General features: G+C 71.5%; 23 protein-coding genes. 14 read left to right on the top strand and 9 right to left on the bottom strand.

All coding sequences use genetic code 11. The annotated features are described in order from the left end of the window. Positions 1–18: 18 nt before the first annotated feature. Together GPY60_RS15195 and GPY60_RS15190 are read left to right on the top strand one after the other, a co-directional pair. On the top strand, positions 19–921 hold the full coding sequence (locus tag GPY60_RS15195) for a hypothetical protein (protein WP_156688497.1): 903 nt from the start codon (positions 19–21) through the stop codon (positions 919–921). Further along, on the top strand, positions 918–1,562 hold the full coding sequence (locus GPY60_RS15190) for a TrmH family RNA methyltransferase (RefSeq protein WP_156688496.1): 645 nt from the start codon (positions 918–920) through the stop codon (positions 1,560–1,562). The genes GPY60_RS15195 and GPY60_RS15190 overlap by 4 nt, the downstream gene beginning before the upstream one ends. 100 nt (positions 1,563–1,662) lie before the next feature. Here GPY60_RS15190 and GPY60_RS15185 read toward each other — a convergent pair whose 3' ends face one another. Next, a complete protein-coding gene (locus GPY60_RS15185) occupies positions 1,663–2,628 on the bottom strand; it encodes a LysR family transcriptional regulator (protein WP_156688495.1) in 966 nt (321 codons plus the stop codon). Positions 2,629–2,651: 23 nt separating this feature from the next. On the opposite strand from GPY60_RS15185, the gene GPY60_RS15180 reads away from it, so the two are divergent. From GPY60_RS15180 to GPY60_RS15145, 8 genes are all read left to right on the top strand, one after another. Beyond that, positions 2,652–3,803, top strand: a complete 1,152-nt coding sequence (locus GPY60_RS15180; protein ID WP_197283686.1) for an XdhC family protein — start codon at positions 2,652–2,654, stop codon at positions 3,801–3,803. Positions 3,804–3,915: 112 nt separating this feature from the next. Beyond that, the gene (locus GPY60_RS15175) at positions 3,916–4,794 is read left to right on the top strand and encodes an FAD binding domain-containing protein (protein WP_156688494.1); all 879 of its coding nucleotides are present in this window, start codon (positions 3,916–3,918) and stop codon (positions 4,792–4,794) included. 6 nt (positions 4,795–4,800) lie between these two features. Then, complete coding sequence (locus GPY60_RS15170; RefSeq protein WP_156688493.1) at positions 4,801–5,277, top strand: (2Fe-2S)-binding protein; 477 nt, start codon at positions 4,801–4,803, stop codon at positions 5,275–5,277. Beyond that, positions 5,274–7,673: an aerobic carbon-monoxide dehydrogenase large subunit gene (locus tag GPY60_RS15165; protein WP_156688492.1), complete on the top strand. Its 2,400-nt coding sequence runs from the start codon at positions 5,274–5,276 to the stop codon at positions 7,671–7,673. The genes GPY60_RS15170 and GPY60_RS15165 overlap by 4 nt, the downstream gene beginning before the upstream one ends. Next, positions 7,673–8,557, top strand: a complete 885-nt coding sequence (locus GPY60_RS15160) for an XdhC family protein (protein ID WP_156688508.1) — start codon at positions 7,673–7,675, stop codon at positions 8,555–8,557. Before GPY60_RS15165 ends, GPY60_RS15160 begins: the two co-directional genes overlap by 1 nt. Positions 8,558–8,564: 7 nt before the next feature. Further along, positions 8,565–9,440 carry an AAA family ATPase gene (locus GPY60_RS15155; RefSeq protein WP_156688491.1) on the top strand — a complete coding sequence of 292 codons (876 nt, stop codon included), beginning with the start codon at positions 8,565–8,567 and terminating at the stop codon, positions 9,438–9,440. Positions 9,441–9,453: 13 nt separating this feature from the next. Further along, positions 9,454–10,098: an SRPBCC family protein gene (locus GPY60_RS15150; RefSeq protein ID WP_156688490.1), complete on the top strand. Its 645-nt coding sequence runs from the start codon at positions 9,454–9,456 to the stop codon at positions 10,096–10,098. 7 nt (positions 10,099–10,105) lie between these two features. Next, entirely contained in the window at positions 10,106–11,317 is a 1,212-nt protein-coding gene (locus tag GPY60_RS15145) for a vWA domain-containing protein (protein WP_156688489.1), read from the top strand. Here GPY60_RS15145 and GPY60_RS15140 read toward each other — a convergent pair. Together GPY60_RS15140 and GPY60_RS15135 are read right to left on the bottom strand one after the other, a co-directional pair. Next, positions 11,295–13,415: a xanthine dehydrogenase family protein molybdopterin-binding subunit gene (locus GPY60_RS15140; protein WP_156688488.1), complete on the bottom strand. Its 2,121-nt coding sequence runs from the start codon at positions 13,413–13,415 to the stop codon at positions 11,295–11,297. The two genes, GPY60_RS15145 and GPY60_RS15140, sit on opposite strands and share 23 nt — an antisense overlap. Next, entirely contained in the window at positions 13,402–13,890 is a 489-nt protein-coding gene (locus GPY60_RS15135; protein WP_156688487.1) for a (2Fe-2S)-binding protein, read from the bottom strand. The genes GPY60_RS15140 and GPY60_RS15135 overlap by 14 nt, the downstream gene beginning before the upstream one ends. 96 nt (positions 13,891–13,986) lie before the next feature. On the opposite strand from GPY60_RS15135, the gene GPY60_RS15130 reads away from it, so the two are divergent. Next, entirely contained in the window at positions 13,987–15,138 is a 1,152-nt protein-coding gene (locus GPY60_RS15130) for a glycoside hydrolase family 76 protein (RefSeq protein WP_156688486.1), read from the top strand. After that, complete coding sequence (locus GPY60_RS15125) at positions 15,135–17,078, top strand: acetoacetate--CoA ligase (protein WP_156688485.1); 1,944 nt, start codon at positions 15,135–15,137, stop codon at positions 17,076–17,078. Before GPY60_RS15130 ends, GPY60_RS15125 begins: the two co-directional genes overlap by 4 nt. Here the strand turns inward: GPY60_RS15125 and GPY60_RS15120 are convergent. After that, positions 17,037–17,753, bottom strand: a complete 717-nt coding sequence (locus GPY60_RS15120) for a DedA family protein (protein ID WP_156688484.1) — start codon at positions 17,751–17,753, stop codon at positions 17,037–17,039. The genes GPY60_RS15125 and GPY60_RS15120 overlap by 42 nt on opposite strands. A 61-nt stretch (positions 17,754–17,814) precedes the next feature. Here GPY60_RS15120 and fbaA point away from each other — a divergent pair, with 61 nt between their 5' ends. Then, positions 17,815–18,849, top strand: a complete 1,035-nt coding sequence (gene fbaA, locus GPY60_RS15115) for a class II fructose-bisphosphate aldolase (RefSeq protein ID WP_156688483.1) — start codon at positions 17,815–17,817, stop codon at positions 18,847–18,849. Between the two features lie 29 nt (positions 18,850–18,878). On the opposite strand, the gene GPY60_RS15110 is transcribed toward fbaA, so the two are convergent. Further along, positions 18,879–19,718: an Rv0361 family membrane protein gene (locus GPY60_RS15110; RefSeq protein ID WP_156688482.1), complete on the bottom strand. Its 840-nt coding sequence runs from the start codon at positions 19,716–19,718 to the stop codon at positions 18,879–18,881. Positions 19,719–19,817: 99 nt separating this feature from the next. Between GPY60_RS15110 and GPY60_RS15105 the strand changes: the two genes are divergently transcribed. Beyond that, a complete protein-coding gene (locus tag GPY60_RS15105) occupies positions 19,818–20,231 on the top strand; it encodes a DUF3151 domain-containing protein (protein ID WP_156688481.1) in 414 nt (137 codons plus the stop codon). Here the strand turns inward: GPY60_RS15105 and GPY60_RS15100 are convergent. Genes GPY60_RS15100 through GPY60_RS15085 form a run of 4 tightly spaced genes read right to left on the bottom strand, consistent with a single transcriptional unit; the run spans position 20,228 to position 22,802 of the window. After that, positions 20,228–21,124: a cation diffusion facilitator family transporter gene (locus GPY60_RS15100; RefSeq protein ID WP_156688480.1), complete on the bottom strand. Its 897-nt coding sequence runs from the start codon at positions 21,122–21,124 to the stop codon at positions 20,228–20,230. The two genes, GPY60_RS15105 and GPY60_RS15100, sit on opposite strands and share 4 nt — an antisense overlap. Positions 21,125–21,164: 40 nt before the next feature. After that, entirely contained in the window at positions 21,165–21,938 is a 774-nt protein-coding gene (locus tag GPY60_RS15095; RefSeq protein ID WP_156688479.1) for a site-2 protease family protein, read from the bottom strand. Next, entirely contained in the window at positions 21,935–22,159 is a 225-nt protein-coding gene (locus GPY60_RS15090; protein ID WP_156688478.1) for a hypothetical protein, read from the bottom strand. Before GPY60_RS15090 ends, GPY60_RS15095 begins: the two co-directional genes overlap by 4 nt. A gap of 25 nt (positions 22,160–22,184) precedes the next feature. Continuing rightward, positions 22,185–22,802: a peptidase M50 gene (locus GPY60_RS15085; protein WP_156688477.1), complete on the bottom strand. Its 618-nt coding sequence runs from the start codon at positions 22,800–22,802 to the stop codon at positions 22,185–22,187.

Here is a 22,802-nt window from a genome sequence, read left to right as displayed (position 1 = left end):
CTTCGCTTTCCGTGACCGATGAGATTTAGCCGCGCCCTCCGAGCGCTCGCCGCCCTCGCTGTCCTGGTGAGCTGCTCGGATTCGCACCATGCCGCGAGCCCGTACGGCGCGCAGGGCGCCCGCCTCGGCGAGTCGCTGGCGCTGCTGGGCTGGAACATCTCGGTGTCGAACCTGCGCTGGGACGGCGACTACGTACTGGTCGACGTCGACGGGTCCGCGGCCGACCCGAAGGCGCCGCACGCCGCCGCCGAGGACGTCCGCTTCGGGCTCTACGGCGCGCTGGCCCACCCGATGGAGGCGACCGGGCTCGGCAGCTGCGACAACGCGGGCGCCGGTGTGCGGGATGTCCGCTCGGCGCTCTCGGCCCCCCGCGACCGGCTCACCGGCACGGTCTGCCTCGGCCCCCTCAAGGACCGCAGCCAGGTCCGCGGGGTCTACGTCTACTCCCCGCGCGACCGGATCCCGAACACGTCGGCGGCGTACCCGGCGGCATTCCCCGTCGGTCTGATGCCGACCAACGCCAACGACACCGGCCTGACGGTGAAGACCACGACGCTGACGGCCTGGCGCGCCGACGGAAAGCCGATCACCCAGGCGCAGCTCGGCGACCCCACCGCGTTCACCGGCAACGGCTACATGCTGCTGGGGCTGGAGGCCGACGCCGTGGCCGACCGCTACCGCGAGGACTCGGCCAAGCGCGGCGGCCCGATGATGCTGCTGGCCTCGCCGACCGTCCCCGGCCGGGGGCTGAACCCGGCCTGCGCGGTGTACGGGTCGTCGGTTCTGGTCCTGCCCGACGCGTCGCTGGACTCCGTGCATCTCACCGCCTCGTTGTGCACGCAGGGTGAAATCAACGAGGCGCTGCTCTACGCGACGGTGGCCGTCGACGGCACGCACGCCGGGGTGTGGACGCAGCGATGAGCGATCCCGGCCCGACGGAATGGGGCGCCCCGGCCGCCGGCGTCGGCCCGTGGGCCGGGGAACCGCCCGACGATCCGCGGTATGACCCGAACCTGTTGCGCGACGGCGATTCCCGCAACGTCGTCGACGCCTACCGGTACTGGACGCGGGAAGCGATCGTCGCCGACATCGACCGGCGGCGGCACCCGTTGCACGTGGCGATCGAGAACTTCGGGCACGACGCCAACATCGGCTCGGTGGTGCGCACCGCCAACGCGTTCGCGGTGCACACCGTGCACATCGTCGGGCGGCGGCGCTGGAATCGCCGCGGCGCCATGGTGACCGACCGCTATCAGCGGCTGCGCCACCACGACGGCATCGCCGAACTGCTGGACTTCGCGGCCGGCGCCGGGCTGACCGTGGTGGCGGTCGACAACGTGCCGGGCGCGGCGCGGCTGGAGGAGGTGGAGCTGCCCCGGGAGTGCCTGTTGGTGTTCGGCCAGGAGGGGCCCGGCATCACCGAGGGCATCCGTGACGGCGCCTCGCTCACCGTGTCGATCGCGCAGTTCGGGTCGACGCGCAGCATCAACGCCGGCGTCGCCGCCGGGATCGCCATGCACGCCTGGATCCGCCGGCACGCGGACCTCGGCCGGGCGTGGTAGGCCCGTCGAGTGTGAATCCCTGGCTTCCCGGGTGAAGTGGTGGCGGCCTTCGTCGGCGTGTCGTCGCCCAGGATTCACTCGCGAACCGCGAGCTACACACTCAACTCCACAGCGTCACATGGACTTTGGGTCGAAACCGGGTGACCCCGACGCCGGAGCCCCGGATCATCGCCTGCGTGCAGCGCGGCGTGGTGATGAAGCTGACCAACTCCGACACGGCGGGTTGTCGGGCCGACGGCGGCAGCGTCGCCGCGCACCATTCGCCCGAGCGCTCAAGTCCCGGACCGCTCAGGCGGATCAGCCGCCCGGCCGCAAGGTCCTTGGCCACCGGGAAGCCGATCGTCAGCGCGACGCCACCCACGCGCTGCACCTCCTCCAGCGCGGCGGCGTCGCTCTGGAAGATCCGCTGTTGTGACTCCGGAATCGCCAAGGCGCGCAGCATGTTTGCTATCTCACCGTCCGTGCCGCCCGCGGCCGGGCCCAGCATCCACTGCTGCTGGCGCAACAGCGCCGGGGCCGGAACACCCACGGCGAGTGGGCTGTTCGGCCCCACGACGGTGATGATCTGGTATTTGAGGAAGGGCTTCACGACGAGCGAGCCGACCGGGCTCACCCAGGATTCGGTGGCCGGGCCGATCGCGATGTCCACGGCGCGCGAACCGATCAGGTCGCGGAACCGGCTCGTGGGGTGCACGCTCAGCTCCACCGACAGGTCGTCGGCCCGCGACGAGAACAGTTCGATGAGGCCGGGCGCGGCGTGCTCGGCGAAGGCGGTGGACGCCGCGATGCGCAGCAACCGCCGGCCGTGGGCGGCCTCGTTGACCTCGATCGCCGTTTGCTGCTGCAGGCCGAGGATTTCGACCGCGCGGCTGGCCAGGCGCAGCCCGCCGGGCGTGAACGCCAGCCCGGCTCCCGTCCGGGTGAACAGCGCGTCGTCGAGCTCCTTGCGCAGCGCCGCGATGTGCATCGAGACCCCCGCATCGGAGAGCCCGAGCTCGGTCGCGGCCGCCCGCACCGAGCCAAGACGCACCACCGCCGAATAGGCCCGAAGTTGAGCCGGAGTCACGCCAAGAGCTTACGTTGGGATGCGTGCGCGACGTGCTTGCCGACCTGCTGCCGATCTGGCGCGCGGGTGACACCGCGGGGTTGGCCACCGTGGTGCGGACGTTCCGGTCGGCGCCGCGTCAGCCGGGCGCCGCGATGGTGGTGGCGCCGGACGGGTCGGTCGCCGGCTCGGTGTCGGGCGGCTGCGTGGAGGGCGCCGTGTACGAGATCGCCACCGAGGTGGCGCAAACCGGCACGCCGCGGCTGGAGCGCTACGGCGTCAGCGACGGTGACGCGTTCGCGGTCGGGCTGACCTGTGGGGGGATCATCGACGTCTTCGTCGAGTCCGTGTCGCGGGCCAGCTTTCCCGAACTCGGCGCGGTGGCCGACGACATCGGCGAGCATCGGGCGGTCGCGGTCGCGACCGTCATCTCCCACCCGGACGCGCGGCGGGTCGGCCGGCGGCTGGTCATCCGGCCCGACGCCGCGGCCGGCTCCCTGGGCTCGGCGCGCGCCGTCGACGCCGTCACCGACGACGCGCGCGGCCTGCTCGCGGTGGGCCGCAGCGACGTCCTCGAGTACGGGCCCGACGGGCAGCGGCTCGGCGCGGGCATGGAGGTGTTCGTCTGCAGCTACGCCCCGCGGCCCCGGATGCTGGTGTTCGGCGCCATCGACTTCGCCGCCGCGCTCGCGCAGCAGGGCTCCTTCCTCGGCTACCGCGTCACCGTCTGCGACGCCCGCGCGGTGTTCGCCACGCCGGCGCGCTTCCCGACCGCCGAGAGCGTCGTCGTCGACTGGCCGCACCGGTACCTGGCCGCCCAGGCGGAAGCCGGCGCCATCGACGCGACGACGGTGATCTGCGTGCTGACCCACGACCCCAAGTTCGACGTGCCGGTGCTCGAGGTCGCGCTGCGGCTGCCCCGGGTCGGGTACGTCGGCGCGATGGGGTCGCGCCGCACCCACGACGACCGGATGAGCCGGCTCCGCGAAGCCGGGTTGACCGACGCCGAGCTGAGCCGGCTGTCGAGCCCGATCGGACTCGACCTGGGCGCGCGCACCCCGGAGGAGACGGCCGTCTCGATCGCCGCCGACATCATCGCCAAGCGCTGGGGCGGCGGGGGCCGCCCCCTGGCCGAGACGGCCGGCCGCATCCACCACGAGGCGCGCGAGTTAAAGGATCACTTAACTCGCTATTGACGCCCAGGTCAGGCGGGTCGACACTGGGGTGCCCATCCCTCGGGAGGCGATCGCGAGCGCGGCGGAGCTGGGCGCGGCGGGTCGCCGTCAGTCGCACAAGGAGGTGCGTCACATGCAAGTGCCCGGGCCCTTCGAATACGAACGCGCGACGAGCGTCGACCATGCGATCGGACTGCTCGACCGGCTCGGGGAGGGTGCGCGCATCGTCGCCGGCGGGCACAGCCTGCTGCCGATGATGAAGCTGCGCATCGCCAACCCCGAGTACCTCATCGACATCAACGACCTGGCGCTCGAGCTCGGTTATGTGATCACCGACCCGACGCTCGTCCGGATCGGGGCGATGACGCGGCACCGCGAGATCCTGGAATCCGACACCCTGGCCGCCGTCTGCCCCATCTTCCGCGACGCCGAGAAGGTGATCGCCGACCCGGTCGTCCGCAACCGAGGCACGCTCGGCGGATCGCTGTGCCAGGCCGACCCGGCCGAGGACCTCTCGACGGTGTGCGAGGTGCTGGACGCGGTCTGCCTGGTCCGCGGGCCGTCCGGTGAACGCGAGGTCGCGATCGACGACTTCGTGGTCGGCCCCTACGAGACGGCGGTCGCGCCCAACGAGATGCTGATCGAGGTGCGGATCCCGTTGCGGCACAACACCTCCAGCGCGTACGCCAAGGTGGAGCGGCGGGTCGGAGACTGGGCCGTCACTGCCGCGGGCGCGGCGCTGACCCTGGACGGGTCCACGATCGCGGCCGCCCGGCTCGGCCTGACCGCGGTGAACGCCGACCGGGCCGCCCTGCGCGAGGCCGCGGCCGCGCTGGTCGGCCGGCCCGCCACGGACGAGACCTTCGCCGAGGCCGGTCGCCTGGCCGCGCAGGCCTGCGAGCCGGCGACCGACGTCCGCGGCACCGCGGAATACAAGCGGCACCTCGCCTCTGAATTGACCATCCGCACGCTGCGCACCGCGGCCGAACGCGTGCGGGCAGAAGGGAACTAACTAGCCATGCACGTCACCATGACCGTCAACGGCGAACAGGTGAGCGCCGACGTCGAACCCCGCATGCTGCTGGTGCATTTCCTGCGGGATCAGCTGCGGCTCACCGGAACCCACTGGGGCTGCGACACCAGCAACTGCGGCACGTGCGTGGTCGAGGTCGACGGGGTGCCGGTGAAGTCCTGCACGATGCTCGCCGTGATGGCGTCGGGCCACAGCGTGCGCACCGTCGAGGGACTGGCGTCCAACGGCCAGCTCGACCCGGTGCAGGAAGGTTTCATGCGCTGCCACGGACTGCAATGCGGTTTCTGCACCCCGGGCATGATGATCACCGCCCGCGCCCTGCTCGACCGCGACCCCAACCCGGACGAGGAGACCATCCGCGAGGCGATCTCCGGGCAAATCTGCCGCTGTACGGGATACACGACCATCGTGCGGTCGATCCAGTGGGCCGCCAATCACGCTGCGGCGGAGGCACAGTCATGACCACCATCGAGTCCAGGCCACCGTCACCCGAAGACTCCATCGACAACGACCAGAAGCCGTGCGGCCACGGCCGGATGCTGCGCAAGGAGGACCCGCGCTTCATCCGCGGCCGCGGCACCTACGTCGACGACGTCACCCTGCCGGGCATGCTGCACCTGGCGATCCTGCGTTCGCCGTACGCCCACGCCCGCATCGTCGGCATCGATTCGACTGCGGCCCTTGCCCATCCGAAGGTCAAGGCGGTGGTGACGGGTGCGGACCTGGCCGAGAAGGGCCTGGCCTGGATGCCGACGCTGTCCAACGACGTACAGGCCGTGCTGGCCACCGACAAGGTGCGGTTCCAGGGTCAGGAGGTCGCGTTCGTCGTTGCCGAGGACCGCTATTCGGCCCGCGACGCGCTGGAACTCATCGACGTCGAGTACGACCCGTTGGATCCCATCGTCGACGTGCGCACCGCCCTCGACCCGTCGGCACCGGTGATCCGCACCGACCTGGACGGCAAGAAGGACAACCACATCTTCGACTGGGAGACCGGCGACGCCGCGGCCACCGAGGCGGCGTTCGCGCGCGCCGACGTCGTCGTCAAGCAGGAGATGGTCTACCCGCGCGTGCATCCCGCCCCGATGGAAACCTGTGGCGCGGTGGCCGATTTGGACCCGGTCACGGGCAAGCTCACGCTGTGGACGACCTCGCAGGCGCCGCACGCGCACCGCACCCTCTACGCCTTGGTCGCGGGTCTGCCCGAGCACAAGATCCGCGTGATCTCGCCCGACATCGGCGGGGGCTTCGGCAACAAGGTGCCGATCTACCCGGGCTACGTCTGCGCGATCGTCGGCTCGCTGGTGCTGGGCAGGCCGGTCAAGTGGATGGAGGACCGCAGCGAAAACCTGACGTCCACCAGTTTCGCGCGCGACTACATCATGGTCGGCGAGATCGCCGCCACGAGGGACGGCAAGATCCTGGCGATCCGGTCCAACGTGCTGGCCGATCACGGCGCGTTCAACGGGCAGGCGGCGCCGACGAAGTATCCGGCCGGGTTCTTCGGGGTGTTCACCGGCAGCTACGACCTCGAAGCCGCCTACTGCCACATGACCGCGGTGTACACGAACAAGGCGCCCGGCGGGGTGGCCTACGCGTGCTCGTTCCGGATCACCGAGGCGGTGTACTTCGTCGAGCGCCTGGTCGACTGCCTGGCCTTCGACCTCAAGATGGACCCCGCCGAGCTGCGGCTGCGGAACCTGTTGCGGCCCGACCAGTTCCCGTACCAGAGCAAGACCGGCTGGACCTACGACTCGGGCGACTACGAGGCGACCATGCGCAAGGCCATGGACATGATCGGCTACGACGCACTGCGCGCCGAGCAGAAGGAGCGCCGGGCGCGCGGCGAGCTGATGGGCATCGGCATGTCGTTCTTCACCGAGGCCGTCGGCGCCGGGCCGCGCAAGGACATGGACATCCTCGGCCTCGGCATGGCCGACGGGTGCGAGCTGCGCGTGCACCCGACGGGCAAAGCCGTTGTGCGCCTGTCGGTTCAGAGCCAGGGGCAGGGCCACGAGACGACGTTCGCGCAGATCGTCGCCGAGGAGCTCGGCATCCCGCCCGACGACATCGAGGTGGTGCACGGCGACACCGACCAGACACCGTTCGGGCTGGGCACCTACGGCAGCCGCTCGACGCCGGTGTCGGGCGGGGCCGCGGCGCTGGTGGCCCGCAAGGTGCGCGACAAGGCGAAGATCATCGGCTCGGGCATGCTCGAGGTGTCGGTCGCCGACTTGGAGTGGGAGAAGGGCACTTTCCACGTCAAGGGCGACCCGGCGGCGTCGGTGACGATCCAGGACATCGCCATGCGCGCGCACGGCGCCGGCGACCTGCCCGAGGGCATCGAGGGCGGACTGGACGCCGAGGTTTGCTACAACCCGGAGAACCTGACCTATCCCTACGGCGCGTACTTCTGCGTGGTGGACGTGGACCCGGGCACGGCGGTGGTCAAGGTGCGCCGGTTCCTCGCCGTCGACGACTGCGGCACCCGCATCAACCCGATGATCATCGAGGGCCAGGTGCACGGCGGCATCGTGGACGGCATCGGGATGGCGCTGATGGAGATGATCGCCTTCGACGAGGACGGCAACTGCCTCGGCGGGTCGCTGATGGACTACCTCATCCCGACGGCCATGGAGGTGCCGCACCTCGAGACCGGGCACACCGTCACGCCGTCGCCGCACCATCCGATCGGCGCCAAGGGCATCGGCGAGTCGGCGACCGTCGGATCGCCGCCCGCGGTGGTGAACGCGGTGGTGGATGCGCTGACGCCGTTCGGGGTTCGGCACGCCGACATGCCGCTCACGCCGTCGCGGGTGTGGGAGGCCATGCAGGGCAGGGCGAGGCCACCAATCTGATGCAGACGATCAGCGAGCGGGCGCGGCAACTCATCGCGGCACGGACGCCGTTCGTGCACGCGACGGTGGTGCGCGCCCAACCGCCCACGTCGTCCTGCCCGGGTGACGAGGCGATCCTGTTGGCGGACGGCACAATCGAGGGCTTCGTCGGTGGGCAGTGCGCCCAGAACTCCGTGCGTAAGGCGGCGCTGGGCGCGCTGCAGACGAACGAGAGCGTGCTGCTGCGGGTGCTGCCCGACGGCGACGTGCACTTCCCCGAGGCCCCCGGCGCGTGCGTCGTCGTCAACCCGTGCCTGTCCGGCGGGTCGCTGGAGATCTTCCTGACCCCCCAGCTGCCGGCGCCGCTGATCCGGATCTACGGGACGACCCCGATCGCCGAGGCGCTCGTCGCAGTGTGCGGGGTGCTCGGCTACGACGCCCGCACGGACGCCGATCCGGGCTCTGGGGAACCTGCCACCGCGGTGGTGATCGCCAGCCACGGCGGCCCGGAGGGCGAGATCATCCGCGCGGCCCTCGACGCCGGGGTCCGCTACATCGGGCTGGTGGCCAGCAGGGTGCGGGGAGCGTCGATCCTGAACGCGCTCAACCTCTCCGAGGATGAGCGGGCGCACGTGCACACCCCGGTCGGCCTGGACATCGGTGCGAAGACCCCCGCGGAGATCGCGGTGTCGATCGCCGCGGAGTTGATCGCCGGCATCCGCGGCGGGGGACTCGCCGCGCCGGTGACCGTGCGCGACGCCCCGCAGGAGGCCGTCGATCCGGTGTGCGGCATGACGGTGACGACCGGACCGGCCGCCCACCACCTTCGGCTGGGCGGCACGGACTACTGGTTCTGCGGCCCGGGATGCCGCACGGCGTTCGCCGGCCGCGCGGCCGGCTCGTGAGTACGTGATGTTCGGTGACGTCGAGGAGGTCGCCGGCCGGTTCGACGAGCAGGACTACCTGCTGGATACCGGAACGGCGTCGGCGATCTTCCTCGCGGTGACGCTCGGCCGGCCGCTGCTGCTGGAGGGCGAACCGGGAGTGGGCAAGACGACCGCCGCGAAAGCGCTTGCGGCCGTGCTCGACACGCCACTCGTCCGGTTGCAGTGCTACGAGGGCCTGACCGCCGGCGAGGCGCTTTACGACTGGAACTACCAGCGCCAGCTGCTCTCGATCCGGCTCGCCGAGGCACGCGGCGCCACCATCGACGAAGCCGACCTGTACACCGAGACCTACCTGCTCGACCGGCCCATCCTGCGCTGCGTGCGGCATCGCGGCCGCACCCCGCCCGTGCTCCTGATCGACGAAATCGACCGCTCTGACGACGAATTCGAGGCGCTGCTGCTCGAATTCCTCGGGGAGGCCGCCGTCACTGTCCCCGAACTGGGCACCTTCGTCGCGGAGCGGCCGCCCATCGTGGTGCTCACCTCCAACCGGAGCCGCGACCTGCACGACGCGCTGCGCCGCCGCTGCCTGTATCACTGGATCGACTACCCGGAACCCGCCCGGGCGGCCGCGATCGTCCGCCGCACCGTGCCGGGGGCGACGGCGCCGCTGATCGAGCGCGCCACCCAGTTCGTCGGCCGCGCAAGGAGTCTCGACTTGGACAAGCCGCCCGGCGTCGCCGAGACGATCGACTGGGTCGCCGCCCTGCTGTCACTGGGCGTGGCGGATCTGGTCGACGACGCGGCGCCGGCCGCGCTGACCACCCTGGGGGCGCTGGCCAAGACCCCCGATGACCGTACGCTGATCCGCGACGCACTGACCGAGTACTGCCGCACCTGAGAGGACCGACAGCATGAAGATCGCCAACCAGTTCACCGTCAGCGCACCCATCGAGAAGGCCTGGGATGTGTTGAGCGACCTGGAGCAGGTGATCCCGCTGATGCCCGGCGCGGCGCTCACCGGCCACGAGGGCGACGACTACTTCGGCAAGGTCAAGGTCAAGGTCGGACCGGTCACGAGCGAGTTCAGCGGCAAGGTGCGCTTCGTCGAGCACGACCGCGCCCAGTACCGCGCGGTGATCGACGCCAAGGGCAAGGAGACGCGCGGGACCGGCAACGCGGCCGCCACGGTCACCGCCCAGCTGCACGAGGAGGGCGACCGCACCGCCGTCACCGTCGACACCGACATGAAGATCGTCGGCAAGCTGGCCCAGTTCGGCAGCGGCATGCTGCAGCAGGTGTCGGAGAAGCTGCTCGGTCAGTTCGTCGAATCCCTGGAGGCCGAGTTGGCCGGGGAGAGCGTCGCCGCCCCCGCCACGCCGGAGGGCCCCGCGCAGGTCGGCGTCGTCGCGCCGCCGCGCCACGCGGCCGCACAAGAGCCCGAACCGATCGACCTGCTCGAGCTGTCCGGCGCCAACCAGCTCAAGAAGTACGCCCCGGTGCTGATCGTCGCGCTCGTCGCGCTGGTGATCGGGTGGGCGCTCGGCCGCAGGGGTTAGCGGGCCCGTGAGCGGGCCAGCGCTGTTGCGGGGCGTCGACCTGGCGGCGTTCGCGGCCGCGCTGGTGGTGCGCCTGCGCGGCGCCGGGGTGCCGGTTCCGGCCGACGGCCCGGGGAACTTCGTGCAGGCGCTGCGCCGGCTGCCGCCGGACTCCACGAGCGCGCTGTACTGGGCGGCGCGGCTGACCCTGGTGAACCGGGTGGACGACCTCGCCGCCTTCGACGCCGTGTTCGCGGCGGCGTTCGGCACGGCCCCGCCCGACGGCGCCCCGACGCGCGAGCCGCCGCTCCCGCTGCCCGGCCCCAAGACACCGGCGGCCGGTGTGTTGCGCCGGCCCGGCGGTCGAGCCGGCGCGGACGCGTCCCTGCCCTGGACGACACCCGTCGTCGCCGGGCGCGAAGATGACGGGGCCGCCAGCCTTCTCGTGCCCGACGTGCTGCCCGGCCGCCTGGCCGGGCTGGCCGATCGGCCGTTCGACCGCTTCGACGCCGACGACCTGCGCCTGCTCGGCGCCTGGCTGGAGGCGACGGTCACGCGCTGGCCCCGGCGGCGCAGCATGCGGCTCGAGGCCAGCGCCTGCGGCAAGCGCGTCGACCTGCGCGCGACGATGAACGCCTCCCGCGCGACGGGCTTCGAGGCCGTGACCCTGGCGCGCGCCCGGCCGCGCCGCAGGCCCCGGCGCGTCGTGCTGGCCTGCGACGTGAGCCGTTCGATGCAGCCGTACGCCGCGGTCTACCTGCACCTGATGCGCGCGGCGGCACTCCGGCGCAAGGGAATTCGTCCCGAGGTCTTCGCCTTCGCCACGTCGCTGACCCGGCTCACCGCCGTGCTGTCCCAGCGTTCGGCGGAGGTGGCGCTCCAGCGGGCCAACGCGAAGGTGACCGACCGATTCGGCGGCACCTTCATCGGCCGCAGCCTCGCGGCGCTGCTGGCCGCGCCGCACGGCAACGCGCTGCGCGGCGCGGTGGTGATCGTCGCCTCCGACGGGTGGGACAGCGATCCCCCCGAGGTGCTGGCCCATGCGATGGCCCGGCTGCGCCGCCGTGCCGCGCTGCTGGTCTGGCTGAATCCCCGCGCGGCGCAACGGGATTTCGAGCCGCTGACCGGCTCGATGGCCGCCGCCCTGCCGTACTGCGACCTCTTCCTCCCGGCCCACTCGCTGGCCGGCCTGCGCGAGCTGCTCGACGCGCTGACGGCTAGTCCGGCATCGCGGCGATGAGCTGTTCGGGCGTCAGCGGCAGCGAACGCACCCGGACGCCGATCGCGTCGCACACCGCGTTGGCGATGGCGGCCGCCGTCGGACCCTGCGTGCACTCGCCGACGCCCAGCGGTGAATTATTCTGCGCGCCAACAAGTTCCACGTCCACGGCGGGCACCTCGGAGAACCGCAGGATCGGATAGGTCTCCCAGGTGTCGCTGATGACGTTGTGCCGGTCGAACCGCACCCGCTCCTTGAGCGTCCAGCTGGTAGCCTGCACGGCGCCGCCCTCGATCTGGTTGGCGGCGCCGTCGGGATTGATCAGCAGGCCCGCGTCCACCGCGATCGTCAGCCGCCGCACCCGAACCTCGTCGACCGCCTCGACCTCGGCCACCACCGCGCAGTACGCGGCCGCGTTCTTGTAGCGCGCGTAGCCGATGCCGCGCCCCACGGACTCCCACGGTGACCAGTCGGCCCAGCCGGCCCGGGACGCCGCCGCCGAAAGCACCGCCCGGCCCCGCGGGTCCGACAGCTGCGCGAGCCGGAACTCGAGCGGGTCGCGGCCCGCCGCGGCCGCGAGCTCGTCCACGAACGACTCGATCGCGAACACGTTGACGAAGGCGCCCAGCGACCGCAGCGCCGAGGTACGCAGCGGCATCTCGGTCAGCAGGTGGTTGGTCACGCGACAAGCCGGAAAGTCATAGCCGGGCATGGAGTTTCGGCCCGTGCCCCCGCCCCACTCCAGCGGCGGCGCGCCGCCGGCGCGGATCGGCTCACCGCCGGCGCGGTGGCTGGCCCCGAGCAACGCGTTCGTCGGGGTCGTTCCGGGACGGCCCATGTAGCTGCCGCTCCAGATCTCGTGGCGCCAGCCCAGCACGCTGCCGTCCTCGGCGCAGTCGGCGGCGATCTCGACCACACCGGCCGGCCCGAACGGCGCCCACGCCAGTTCGTCGGCCCGCGACCACACCACGTGGACCGGGCGCCCGGGCACCGCGCGCGCCAGCAGCGCCGCGTCCATCGCGACGTCGTCGGCGCCATTGTGGCCGTAACAGCCGGCGCCCTCCGCGTGACGCAGCACCACGCGCTCGGGCGAAAGGTCAAGCGCTGCGGCGATATCCCGCCGCAGCTGGTAGACGCCCTGGCTCTGCGACCACACCTCGAGCCGGCCGTCCGGGTGCGCCAGGGCCGCCGCCGACGAGGGGCCGATCGAGGCGTGCGCGAGATACGGCCGGTGGTAGCGCGCCGAATGCGACCGCGCCGGCGCCGCCGGGTCCGCGGCCACTTTCTCGGCGAGCACCGCGGTCTCGGCCCGCGCCGACATCAGGAAGCCCGGCAGGTCGTCCTCGTCCGGCAGCGTCGGCCGCTCGTCCCAGCGTGTGTCCGCGCGCAGCTGATCGGCGGCGCGCAGCGCCGCCTCCTCCCGTTCGGCCACCACCCCCAGGAAGTCGCCGTCGCGCACGACCGTGACGACGCCGGGCAACGCCAGGGTCGGGCCCGCGTCGAGCTCCCGCAGCCCCGCCCCGCGCGAAGGCGGCCGCACGACCCGCCCGTACAGCTGCCCGTCGAGCGTCAGGTCGTGCACGTAGCGCGGCCGGCCGGTCAGCTTGTCGGGCAGGTCCAGGCGCGCCGCGTCGGTGCCGACGAGCCCGTAGGACGATCCCGGCTTGGGCGCCGCGTCGCCCGTCGCCTCCCGGTCCAGCAGCGCGTCGTCGGCCAGCTCCCAATAGCTGGTGTCGAGGCCGTTCGGGCCCTGGATCTGGCCGTCCGCCACCTCCAACTCGTCGGCGGACACGGCCAGCTTGGCCGCGGCGGCCTCGAGGTAGAGCGCCCGCGCCTCGGCGCACACCTGCCGCAGGGCCGCGCCCGAATGCTGGATCGACCGGCTGCCCGCGGTGAAGCCCTCGTCCGGGCTGAGATCCGTTGCGGCCGGGACCATCCGGATCCGGGACAGGTCGACGTCGAGCTCCTCGGCGGCGATCTGCGCGAGCGCCGTCAGGACGCCCTGCCCGAGCTCGACCTTGCCCGAGCGCACCTCGACGATCCCGTCCGGGTCGATGCGAAGCCAGGCGCTCAGCAGCGGGTTGGCCGTCAGCGACGGTGAGACGTCAGCGGCCGCCATCGGCCGGCCCCCTCAACTCAGCGGCGGCCCGCAGCACCGCCCGGACCACCCGGTTGTGCGAGCCGCACCGGCACAGGTTCGGGTCCAGCGCCGCGCGGACTTCGGCATCGTTCGGGTCGGGGTTGTCGGCCAGCAGCGCGGCGGCGGCGACCACGATCCCCGACATGCAGTAGCCGCATTGCGCGGCCTGCTCATCGACCAGGGCGCGCGCCACCGGGTGTGGCTCGCCGTCGGTGCCCAGGCCCTCGACCGTGCGGATCGACGTCCCCGCCACCGACCACAGCGGGGTGTTGCAGGAGTAGACGGGACGGCCGTCGGCGAGCACGAAGCACGCGCCGCACAGGCCGATCCCGCAGCCGAACCGGGTCCCCTTCAGGCCGAGGTGGTTGCGCAGCACGTAGAGCAACGGCGTGTCGTCGTCGGCGTCGACGTCGTACTGCCGCCCATTGACGTTGAGGCCGGTCGGGGATCCCATGGACTCCAGCATCCCCCGGGCAGCGGGTATGTATTCGCCGAGGACGCACACTCGTCGGCCCGCTCGCCCGCCCAGCCGTCAGGCAGGATCGACAGCATGGATCAGGTATGGCTCAACCGGGCGGCCAGCTCCGAAGCCGCGGTCACGAAGCGCCACCTCAAGCGGCTGTGGGGGCTGCCCGCGACCCAGCTGGGCGTGGTGGCCTGGCCCCCGACCGGGCGGGACAAGCGATTCGGCACCTGGCACTACTGGTGGCAGGCGCACCTGCTGGACTGCCTGGTCGACGCGCAGCGGCGCGACCCGCAGCCGGAACGGCGGACCAGGATCAACCGGCAGGTCCGCAGCCACCGGCTGCGCAACAACTTCCGCTGGACCAACAGCTACTACGACGACATGGCCTGGCTGGCGCTGGCGCTCGAGCGGGCCGCGCGCATCGCCGGCGTCGAGCGCCACCGGGCGCTGCCCAAGCTCGCCGAGCAGTTCGTCAACGCGTGGGTGCCCGAGGACGGCGGCGGCATCCCGTGGCGCAAGCAGGACCAGTTCTTCAACGCCCCCGCCAACGGCCCGGCCGGCATCTTCCTCGCCCGGTACCCACCCGATGGCGATCGCCTCAAGCGCGCCGAGCAGATGGGCGACTGGATCGACCGCACGCTGATCGACCCCGAGACCCATCTGGTGTTCGACGGCATCAAGGCCGGCTCGCTGGTCCGTGCGCAGTACACCTACTGCCAGGGCGTCGTGCTGGGGCTGGAGACCGAGCTGGCCGCCCGCACCGGCGAGGAGGTGCGGGCGCGGCACGCGGCGCGGGTGCACCGGCTGGTCGCGGCCGTGGGCGAGCACATGGCGTCGTCGGGCGTCCTCAAGGGCTCGGGCGGGGGCGACGGCGGCCTGTTCGCCGGCATCACCGCGCGGTACCTCGCGCTGGTCGCCACCGACCTGCCCGGTGACTCCGCCGACGACGCGGTCGCCCGCGACACCGCGCGTTCGATCGTGCTGTCGTCGGCCAAGTCGGCGTGGGACTACCGCCAGACGGTCGACGGCCTGCCGCTGTTCGGGGCGTCGTGGGACCGCGACGCGGAGCTGCCTGTTGCGGGCGGCCGGGAGGCGCAGTTCGTCGAGGGTGCCGTCAACGCGTCGGAGATCGCCGAACGCGACCTGTCGGTGCAACTTTCGGGCTGGATGCTGATGGAGGCCGCCTGTAACGTCACCGCCGTGACAGCGAACGGCAGCGACTCGACGCCGGCATGAACGGCGACTGGACCCCGGACGAGGCGACGCTGGCCGACGCCAACCTCACCCGCTTCATGGCCTGGCTGGCCATGACCGACCGCGGCGAGTACGGCGACTACCACGAACTCCTGCGCCAGTCGGTCGACGACATCGACTGGTTCTGGGACGCCGTCTGGACGTACTTCGACATCCGGGCCGACAGCCCGCCGCGGGCCGTGCTGGGCATCCGCGACATGCCCGGCGCCGAGTGGTTCCCCGGCGCGACCCTCAACTACGCCACCGAGGCGTTCCGGCACGCCACCGACGAACGTCCCGCGCTGATCGTCGTCGGCGAGGACGGCTCCGCGGAGTGGTCGTGGGCGCGGTTGCAATCCGAGACCGCGGCGTTCGCCGCCTACCTGCGCGGCCTCGGCGTCAAGCCCGGCGACGCCGTGGTCGGCTACCTGCCCAACGTGGGGGAGGCCGTCGTCGCCGCCTTGGCCGCCGCCAGCGTGGGCGCGATCTGGGGGGTGTGCAACCAGGACGTATCGGTCGACGGGGTGGTCGCGCGGCTGGGCCAGGTGGAGCCCGCCGTGCTGGTGGCCACCGACGGGTCGATCTACGGCGGCAAGCGCATCGACCGGCGCGCGGAGCTGGACGAGATCCGGCGCGCGATGCCCACGCTGCGCGCCACCGTCGTCGTGCCCCGGCTCGGCCTCGGCGGCCCCGACGGCAGCGTGCCCTGGGCCACCGCGGTCGCCGCCGACGCCGAGCTCGACATCACCCCCGTTCCGTTCGCCCACCCGCTGTGGGTGATGTTCTCGTCGGGCACCACGGGCAAGCCGAAGGGCATCGTGCACGGCCACGGCGGCGTCACGCTCGAGCACCTCAAGTACCTGCACATGCAGCTGGACCTGCACCCCGGCGACCGCTTCATGTGGTACTCGTCCACCAGCTGGATGATGTGGAACTTCCTGGTGTCCGGGCTGCTGGTCGGCGCCACGATCGTGCTCTACGACGGCAGCCCGACGCATCCGTCGACCGACGGCCTGTGGCGGGTCGCCGCCGACGCCGGCGTGAACGTGCTCGGCGCGGGGGCCGGCTATCTGCTGGCCTGCGCCAAGGAGGACCTGAGGCCAGGCACCTCCTACCGGCTCGACGGGGTGCGCGCGGTGGGTTCCACAGGCTCGCCGCTGCCGGCGTCCGGATTCCGCTGGGTGCAGGAGGGGCTCGGCCGGGCGGTTCCCGTGATCTCGATGAGCGGCGGGACCGACGTCTGCACGGCCTTCCTCGGCGGCTGCCCGATCATGCCGATCAAGGCCGGCGAGCTGTCGTGCATCTGCCTGGGGGCGGCCATCGAGGCCTGGACCGGCCCGGGCCAGCCGGTGATCGGGGAGGAGGGCGAGCTGGTGCTCACCAAGCCGATGCCCTCGATGCCGGTGTACTTCTGGAACGACGACGACGGCAGCCGCTACCGCGGGGCCTACTTCGACAAGTACCCGGGCGTGTGGTGCCACGGCGACTGGATCACGATCACCGACCGCGGATCGGTCGTGGTGCACGGCCGTTCGGATGCCACGCTGAACCGGCTGGGCGTCCGGATGGGCAGCGCGGACATCTACACCGCCGTCGAGCGCCTGCCCGAGGTGCGCGATTGCCTGGTGGTCGGGGTCGAGCAGGACGACGGCGGCTACTGGATGCCGCTCTTCGTGCACCTGGCCGACGGGGTGGCGCTCGACGAGGAGCTGCGGTCGAAGATCGCCGGCGAGATCCGCCGGCACGCCTCGCCGCGGCACGTGCCCGACGAAGTTCTGGCCGTACCCGGCATCCCCCGCACCTTGACCGGTAAGCGGCTGGAGATCCCGATCAAGCGCATCCTGCTCGGGGCGGCGCCGGCCGCGGCCGTCCAGACCAGCTCGATCGACCGGCCGGACCTCCTAGAAGGTTTCGTTGCGTACCGCAGGAGTCGGGTGTCCTGAGCCGGATTCCTGATCCCGCGGCTGGGCCTTGGCCCGGCGCCGTCCGCGATATCCGCGCCAGGCGGCGATGAACGCGGGCATGAGCGACACGAACAGGATGCACAGGATGATCTTTTCCAGGTTCTGGTGCACGAACGGCACGGTGCCCAGGAAGTAGCCGGCCAGCGTGACCCCGCCTCCCCACAGGGTGCCGCCGACGATGTCGAACCCGAGGAACACGGGGTAGCGCATGTAGGACACCCCGGCCACCACCGGGGTGAACGTCCGCAGGAACGGCGCGAACCTCGCCAGGATCACCGCCCAGGGCCCGTACTTCTCGAAGAACGCGTGCGACTCCGTCACGTAGTGCTTCTTGAAGAACCGGGAGTCTTCCTTCTTGAACAGCGCCGGGCCGATCCGGCGCCCGATGAAGTACCCGGTCTGGTCACCCAGGACCGCGACCAGCGCGACGGCCGGGGCCAGCACCCAGATGCTGGCCGGCGGATTGGGGTGCGCGGCGAGCAGCCCGCCGGTGAACAACAGCGATTCGCCGGGGAGCAGCGGAAACAGCAGCCCCGTCTCGATGAAGACGATGACGAGGATGCCCGGCAGCACCGCAGAGCCGAAGACGCCGCCCGCGCCCAGCCAGTACATCGGGTCGAGGATGTTCGGCAGGGCCGTCACGGTGGTGGTCACGGTGCTTCAACATACCGCTGTTGCGATACTTGACCGGTCAAAGCCGCTCAGGAGGAATCTCATGCCGCTCGCCACGCCCGAGGTCTACGCCGAGATGCTCCGACGCGCCAAGGAGAACGCGTACGCCTTCCCGGCCATCAACTGCACGTCATCGGAGACGGTGAACGCCGCCATCAAGGGATTCGCCGACGCGGGCAGCGACGGCATCATCCAGTTCTCCACCGGGGGCGCCGAGTTCGCCTCGGGCCTGGGCGTCAAGGACATGGTTGCGGGCGCCGTGGCGCTCGCCGAGTTCACCCGTTCGATCGCCGCCCGCTACCCGGTCAACGTCGCGCTGCACACCGACCACTGCCCGAAGGACAAGCTCGACACCTACGTGCGTCCGCTGCTGGCGCTCTCGGCGCAACGGGTTCGCTCCGGCGGCGATCCGTTGTTCGGGTCGCACATGTGGGACGGGTCGGCCGTGCCGATCGACGAGAACCTCACCATCGCCAAGGAGTTGTTGAAGGAGGCCGCGGCGGCCAAGATCATCCTCGAGGTCGAGATCGGCGTCGTGGGCGGCGAGGAAGACGGCGTCGAGGGCGCGATCGACGACAAGCTGTACACCACCGCGGAGGACTTCGAGAAGACCATCGATGCGCTGGGCCACGGCGAGCACGGCAAGTACCTGCTGGCCGCGACGTTCGGCAACGTGCACGGCGTCTACAAGCCCGGCAACGTCAAGTTGCGCCCGGACATCCTGGCCACGGGCCAGAAGGTCGCGGCGGCCAAGCTCGGCTTGCCCGAGGACGCCAAGCCGTTCGACTTCGTCTTCCACGGCGGCTCGGGCTCGCTGAAGTCGGAGATCGAGGAGGCGCTGCGCTACGGCGTGGTGAAGATGAACGTCGACACCGACACCCAGTACGCCTTCACCCGCCCGATCGCCGGCCACATGTTCACCAACTACGACGGCGTGCTCAAGGTCGACGGCGAGGTGGGGAACAAGAAAACCTACGACCCGCGCAGCTACCTCAAGAAGGCCGAGGCCTCGATGAGCGAGCGGGTGGTCGAGGCCTGCAACGACTTGCATTGCGCGGGAAAGTCATTGGGCGCCTAACGGCCGGCTCGGCACAGCGAACGCGACGCCTACCCGCTCTGTGACTGGCAGATCTTCCACTGGTCGTCGCGGTACTGCAGGTCGAGGCTGCGGGTGGAGCGCACCTGCGGGTCGAACGCCATGAACGTGGTGACGTTGGCCTCGGCGTGCTGGCCGTTGACCACGACCTGGTCGACGCTGGCGATCACGGGATACTGCTTGGCGGCCGAAACCCGGTGGTACGTCTCGTCCCAGGCGTGCTCGTCGTAGTCCACGTACCCGTCGCGGGCGGCGCCGCAGGTCATGCCGCGCAGCGCGGTCAGGTCGCCCCGCTGGATCGCGGCGTCGTACTGCTCGATCGTGTGCCGGACCTGGTCCTCCTCGGACACCTTCGCGTGCTTGCTGCGCGTCAGGAGCACGGTGCCCAGGACGGCGATGGCCACCAGCGCGAGCACCGCGACGATCAGCGCCAGCACCCAACCCCAGTTGATCTGCCGCGACGTCTTCAGCTTGGCTCCGAGCCGGGGTGGAATAGACTGCGGCACAGCCGCTTTCGGCGGTACCCCGCCGATTTGGGCCGTCGCGTCATGTTCCGGCGGTGAGGCGAACACCTCGGTGGCGGGCTCCGGGCTGGTGGCGATGACGGCGGTCTCCCGCGCGTCGAACCCGGGCGCGGTGAAGCGCCGTTCGCGCTGCTGGGCGTCGGCCTGCGGCTCCGGCTCGCCGGCCGGGTCGGGCTTGATCACCACGGTCTCGGTCTCGGAGTCGCTGGGAATCAGCGGTTGTCCCTCGGTGGCGTCCAGGCCCGGATCGCCGACCGGCTCGTCGCGTGGATCGAACCCGGGCCGCTTCGGCATGGCGCCGCGATCGGGCTCGGGTGCATTCGGCATGGATGGCAGCTTAGCGACCCGCCGCCCGTGTTGGGGCGATGCGTGAGGTGCGGCGCCCGGCGGAACGGCGTGTCTGCACGTGTCTGCACAATAGGAGCCATGACGCCGATGGGAGACCTCCTGGGACCCGATCCGATCCTGCTGCCGGGCGACCCCGACGCCGAGGCGGAGCTGAGGGCGGGCGAGAACGCGAGCATCGTCGCCGGCGCGCATCCGTCGGCGTCGGTCGCCTGGGCCGTCCTCGCCGAGGAGGCGCTCAGCGAGGACAAGGCCGTCACGGCGTACGCCTATGCGCGCACCGGCTATCACCGCGGCCTGGACCAGTTGCGGCGCAACGGCTGGAAGGGCTTCGGTCCGGTGCCGTATGCCCATGAACCCAACCGGGGCTTTCTGCGGTGCGTCGCCGCGCTGGCGCGGGCGGCCGACAACATCGGCGAGACCGACGAGTACCAGCGCTGCCTCGACCTGCTCGACGACTGCGACCCCGCGGCGCGAGGGGCGCTAGGCCTCTAGAACGTGTCCGTGCACCCTTCGCAGCCGGGGCTCTCGACCTGGACGGTGGCGTGGTCCAGGCCGCGGGCCGACAGCACGGCCCGGGCGTCGTTGAGCACGCGGGCGGAGTCGCCGGAACTGGTGAGATGTGCGGTGCACATGTCCTTGCCCGGCGAGAGCGTCCACACGTGCAGGTCGTGGACCTCGGTGACCCCGTCGACGGCGTTCAGGGCTTCCCGCAACTCGACGACGTCGATGTGGGCCGGTGAGGTTTCGGAGAGGATGCGCAGCGCGGCGCGGGCCAGCGAGATCGCGCGGGGCAGCACCCAGATGGCGACCAGCACGGCCACCACCACGTCGGCGTAGGGCCAGCCCGTCGTGACGGTGACGATGCCGGCGATCAGCACGCCCAGGCTGCTGACGCTGTCGGCGACGACCTCCATGTACGCGCCCTTGACCGCCAGGCTGCCCTCGGAGTGCGACCGCAGCAGCAGCGCTACGACGAGGTTGGCGAGCAGCCCCGCCAGCGCCACCACGATCAGGGGCACACCGGGAACTTCCGGCGTCTGCTTGAGCCGTTGGATCGCCTCCCAGAGGATGAACACGGCCACCCCGATCAGCAGGCCGGCGTTGGCCACCGCGGTGAACACCTCGGCGCGGTGCCAGCCGTAGGTTCGGGCCGGCGACGCGCTGCCGCGCCTGGCGAGGGTGACGGCGCCCAGGCCCATGAAGACGGCCACCACGTCCGTCAGCATGTGCCCCGCGTCGGCGAGCAACGCGATCGAATTGATCAGCAGCGACGTCGTCAGCTCCACGACGAAGAACCCCGCCAGGATCGCGGCCGCCGCGATCATGCGCGGGATCATCCGCGACGCGTCGGACTCGTCGGGGGTGTGATTGTGGCCGGCGCCCATGGCCAGCAATATATGCAAATCGATGCATATATGGCAAGGGTTAGAACCAGCGGCTCCAGAACCGGGTCAGGGTGTTGCCGGCGGCGACCAGCCAGTGCGGCACACCGAAGAAGTCGAAGAACCACAACACAATTGAGAAGAACCACTGATTGGCGCCGAGCAGCAGGAAAAGCAGGATGAAGAAGCCCCACTGCTTGGCAGGAGCGATGGCGCGCTGCGTCTCAGGGCTCAGGTGCGGTTCGAGCGCGTCGTACCCGTCCAGCCCGGGGATCGGCAGCACGTTCAGGAAGAGCGCGGTCAGCTGGAGGAACCCGAGGAAGGCGACGGCGGCCCACAGCACGGCGTGGGCGGGGTCGTAGAACAGCCGCGTCAGCACCAGCAGCAGCACCGCGAGCACCAGGTTGGCCGCCGGCCCGGCAAGGCTGACGAGCGTGCGCCGGGTGGGCGTCATGAACCACGTGCGCAGGTAGACGGCGGCGCCGGGCAGGCCGATCCCGCCCAGCGCGATGACGACCATCGGCAGCAGCAGCGACAGCGCGGGGTGGCTGTAGCGCCGGGGGTCCAGGGTCAGGTAGCCGCGCACGGCGGCGTCGCGGTCGCCGAAGCGCCACGCCGTCACCGCGTGCCCGAATTCGTGCAGGCACAGCGACACCAGCCAGCCCGCGATCACGAAGACGAACACCCCCACATACGCGAGCGGCCGCGCGCTCGAGCCCGAACGCCAGGCCAGCACGCCGCCGACGGCGGTCACCGCGAGCAGGGCGAGGAAGATCGGGCTGGGTCGCACCGTTTCGCGCCGGGCGGGGAGGTTCACCGGTCGAAACTATCGAACTCCTGCGTCCCCTGAAATTGCTGCAGGTACCGCGCGATCCGTTCCAGGCTGACTCCGGACTTCTGCCCGCCCGAGTGGCTGCCCAGCAGCAGCTGACCGGTTTCGTTGTCGTACAGCAGGTACTCGTGGTCGCGCAGCCGGGTGACCAACATGTCGAACTGGGCGGCCAGCCGCTGGATCTCGCCCGGGCTGTCGGTCGTCACTGCCTGGCCTCCTTCCTGTGACTTACTACCGGACCAGCAGCCAGCCCTCGACGTTGCGGTAGAACGTCGACCGGTGGGCGTCGCGCGGTGCGGGGACGCCGTCCCGCACGACGGTGACGCCGGTGCTGCCGAGCTGGGCGGCGCGCCCGGCCACCCATCGGCGCCTCATGCCGCGCGCCCGGGCCCGCAGTCCCGGCGGGTCCGGCGTCGGCTCGATCTCGACGGCGGCGACGTCCCCGTCGAACAGCGCGGTGTCGTCGACAACGGCCTCGCCGTGGAGGCGGCCGCCCTCGGCGGGCAGCCAGCGCGCCCGGCCCACGACCACCGATCCCGTCTCGTCACGAAGCAGGGTTACCCGCCGGGCCGTGCCGCGCAGCACCCGTCGCGCCGCCCGGCGCCCGGCCGGCAGCCGATAGGCCCGGGTCGCCCGGGTGCGGCGCGCCGGGACGTAGGCCACCTCGACGTCGAGGCGGTCGGCGCGCAGCAACCGCGTCAGCACGGCGGCCAGGTCGGCGTCGGCGCCGACGACCACCAGCCGCCGGAAGTGCCCGATCGCGGGGTCGACATCGGAGTGGACCGGCAGGCCGGTCAACGGCCCGGGCACCCGCCGATCGCCGAACACCAACACCCCCAGGGTTTCCAT

The organism is Mycobacterium sp. Marseille-P9652 (assembly GCF_902652685.1).
Taxonomy (GTDB): domain Bacteria; phylum Actinomycetota; class Actinomycetes; order Mycobacteriales; family Mycobacteriaceae; genus Mycobacterium.
The sequence above is the reverse complement of the archived record's forward strand: the minus strand, read 5'-3'. Positions and strand labels throughout refer to the sequence as shown.

Excerpts from the sequence above, each read along its gene's own strand:
- GPY60_RS15195 (WP_156688497.1), top strand. The coding sequence starts at position 19 with ATGAGATTTAGCCGCGCCCTCCGAGCGCTCGCCGCCCTCGCTGTCCTG.
- GPY60_RS15190 (WP_156688496.1), top strand. The coding sequence starts at position 918 with ATGAGCGATCCCGGCCCGACGGAATGGGGCGCCCCGGCCGCCGGCGTC.
- GPY60_RS15175 (WP_156688494.1), top strand. The coding sequence starts at position 3,916 with ATGCAAGTGCCCGGGCCCTTCGAATACGAACGCGCGACGAGCGTCGAC.
- GPY60_RS15170 (WP_156688493.1), top strand. The coding sequence starts at position 4,801 with ATGCACGTCACCATGACCGTCAACGGCGAACAGGTGAGCGCCGACGTC.
- GPY60_RS15165 (WP_156688492.1), top strand. The coding sequence starts at position 5,274 with ATGACCACCATCGAGTCCAGGCCACCGTCACCCGAAGACTCCATCGAC.
- GPY60_RS15160 (WP_156688508.1), top strand. The coding sequence starts at position 7,673 with ATGCAGACGATCAGCGAGCGGGCGCGGCAACTCATCGCGGCACGGACG.
- GPY60_RS15155 (WP_156688491.1), top strand. The coding sequence starts at position 8,565 with ATGTTCGGTGACGTCGAGGAGGTCGCCGGCCGGTTCGACGAGCAGGAC.
- GPY60_RS15150 (WP_156688490.1), top strand. The coding sequence starts at position 9,454 with ATGAAGATCGCCAACCAGTTCACCGTCAGCGCACCCATCGAGAAGGCC.
- GPY60_RS15140 (WP_156688488.1), bottom strand. The coding sequence starts at position 13,415 with ATGGCGGCCGCTGACGTCTCACCGTCGCTGACGGCCAACCCGCTGCTG.
- GPY60_RS15135 (WP_156688487.1), bottom strand. The coding sequence starts at position 13,890 with ATGGGATCCCCGACCGGCCTCAACGTCAATGGGCGGCAGTACGACGTC.
- GPY60_RS15130 (WP_156688486.1), top strand. The coding sequence starts at position 13,987 with ATGGATCAGGTATGGCTCAACCGGGCGGCCAGCTCCGAAGCCGCGGTC.
- GPY60_RS15125 (WP_156688485.1), top strand. The coding sequence starts at position 15,135 with ATGAACGGCGACTGGACCCCGGACGAGGCGACGCTGGCCGACGCCAAC.
- fbaA (WP_156688483.1), top strand. The coding sequence starts at position 17,815 with ATGCCGCTCGCCACGCCCGAGGTCTACGCCGAGATGCTCCGACGCGCC.
- GPY60_RS15110 (WP_156688482.1), bottom strand. The coding sequence starts at position 19,718 with ATGCCGAATGCACCCGAGCCCGATCGCGGCGCCATGCCGAAGCGGCCC.
- GPY60_RS15105 (WP_156688481.1), top strand. The coding sequence starts at position 19,818 with ATGACGCCGATGGGAGACCTCCTGGGACCCGATCCGATCCTGCTGCCG.
- GPY60_RS15100 (WP_156688480.1), bottom strand. The coding sequence starts at position 21,124 with ATGGGCGCCGGCCACAATCACACCCCCGACGAGTCCGACGCGTCGCGG.
- GPY60_RS15085 (WP_156688477.1), bottom strand. The coding sequence starts at position 22,802 with ATGGAAACCCTGGGGGTGTTGGTGTTCGGCGATCGGCGGGTGCCCGGG.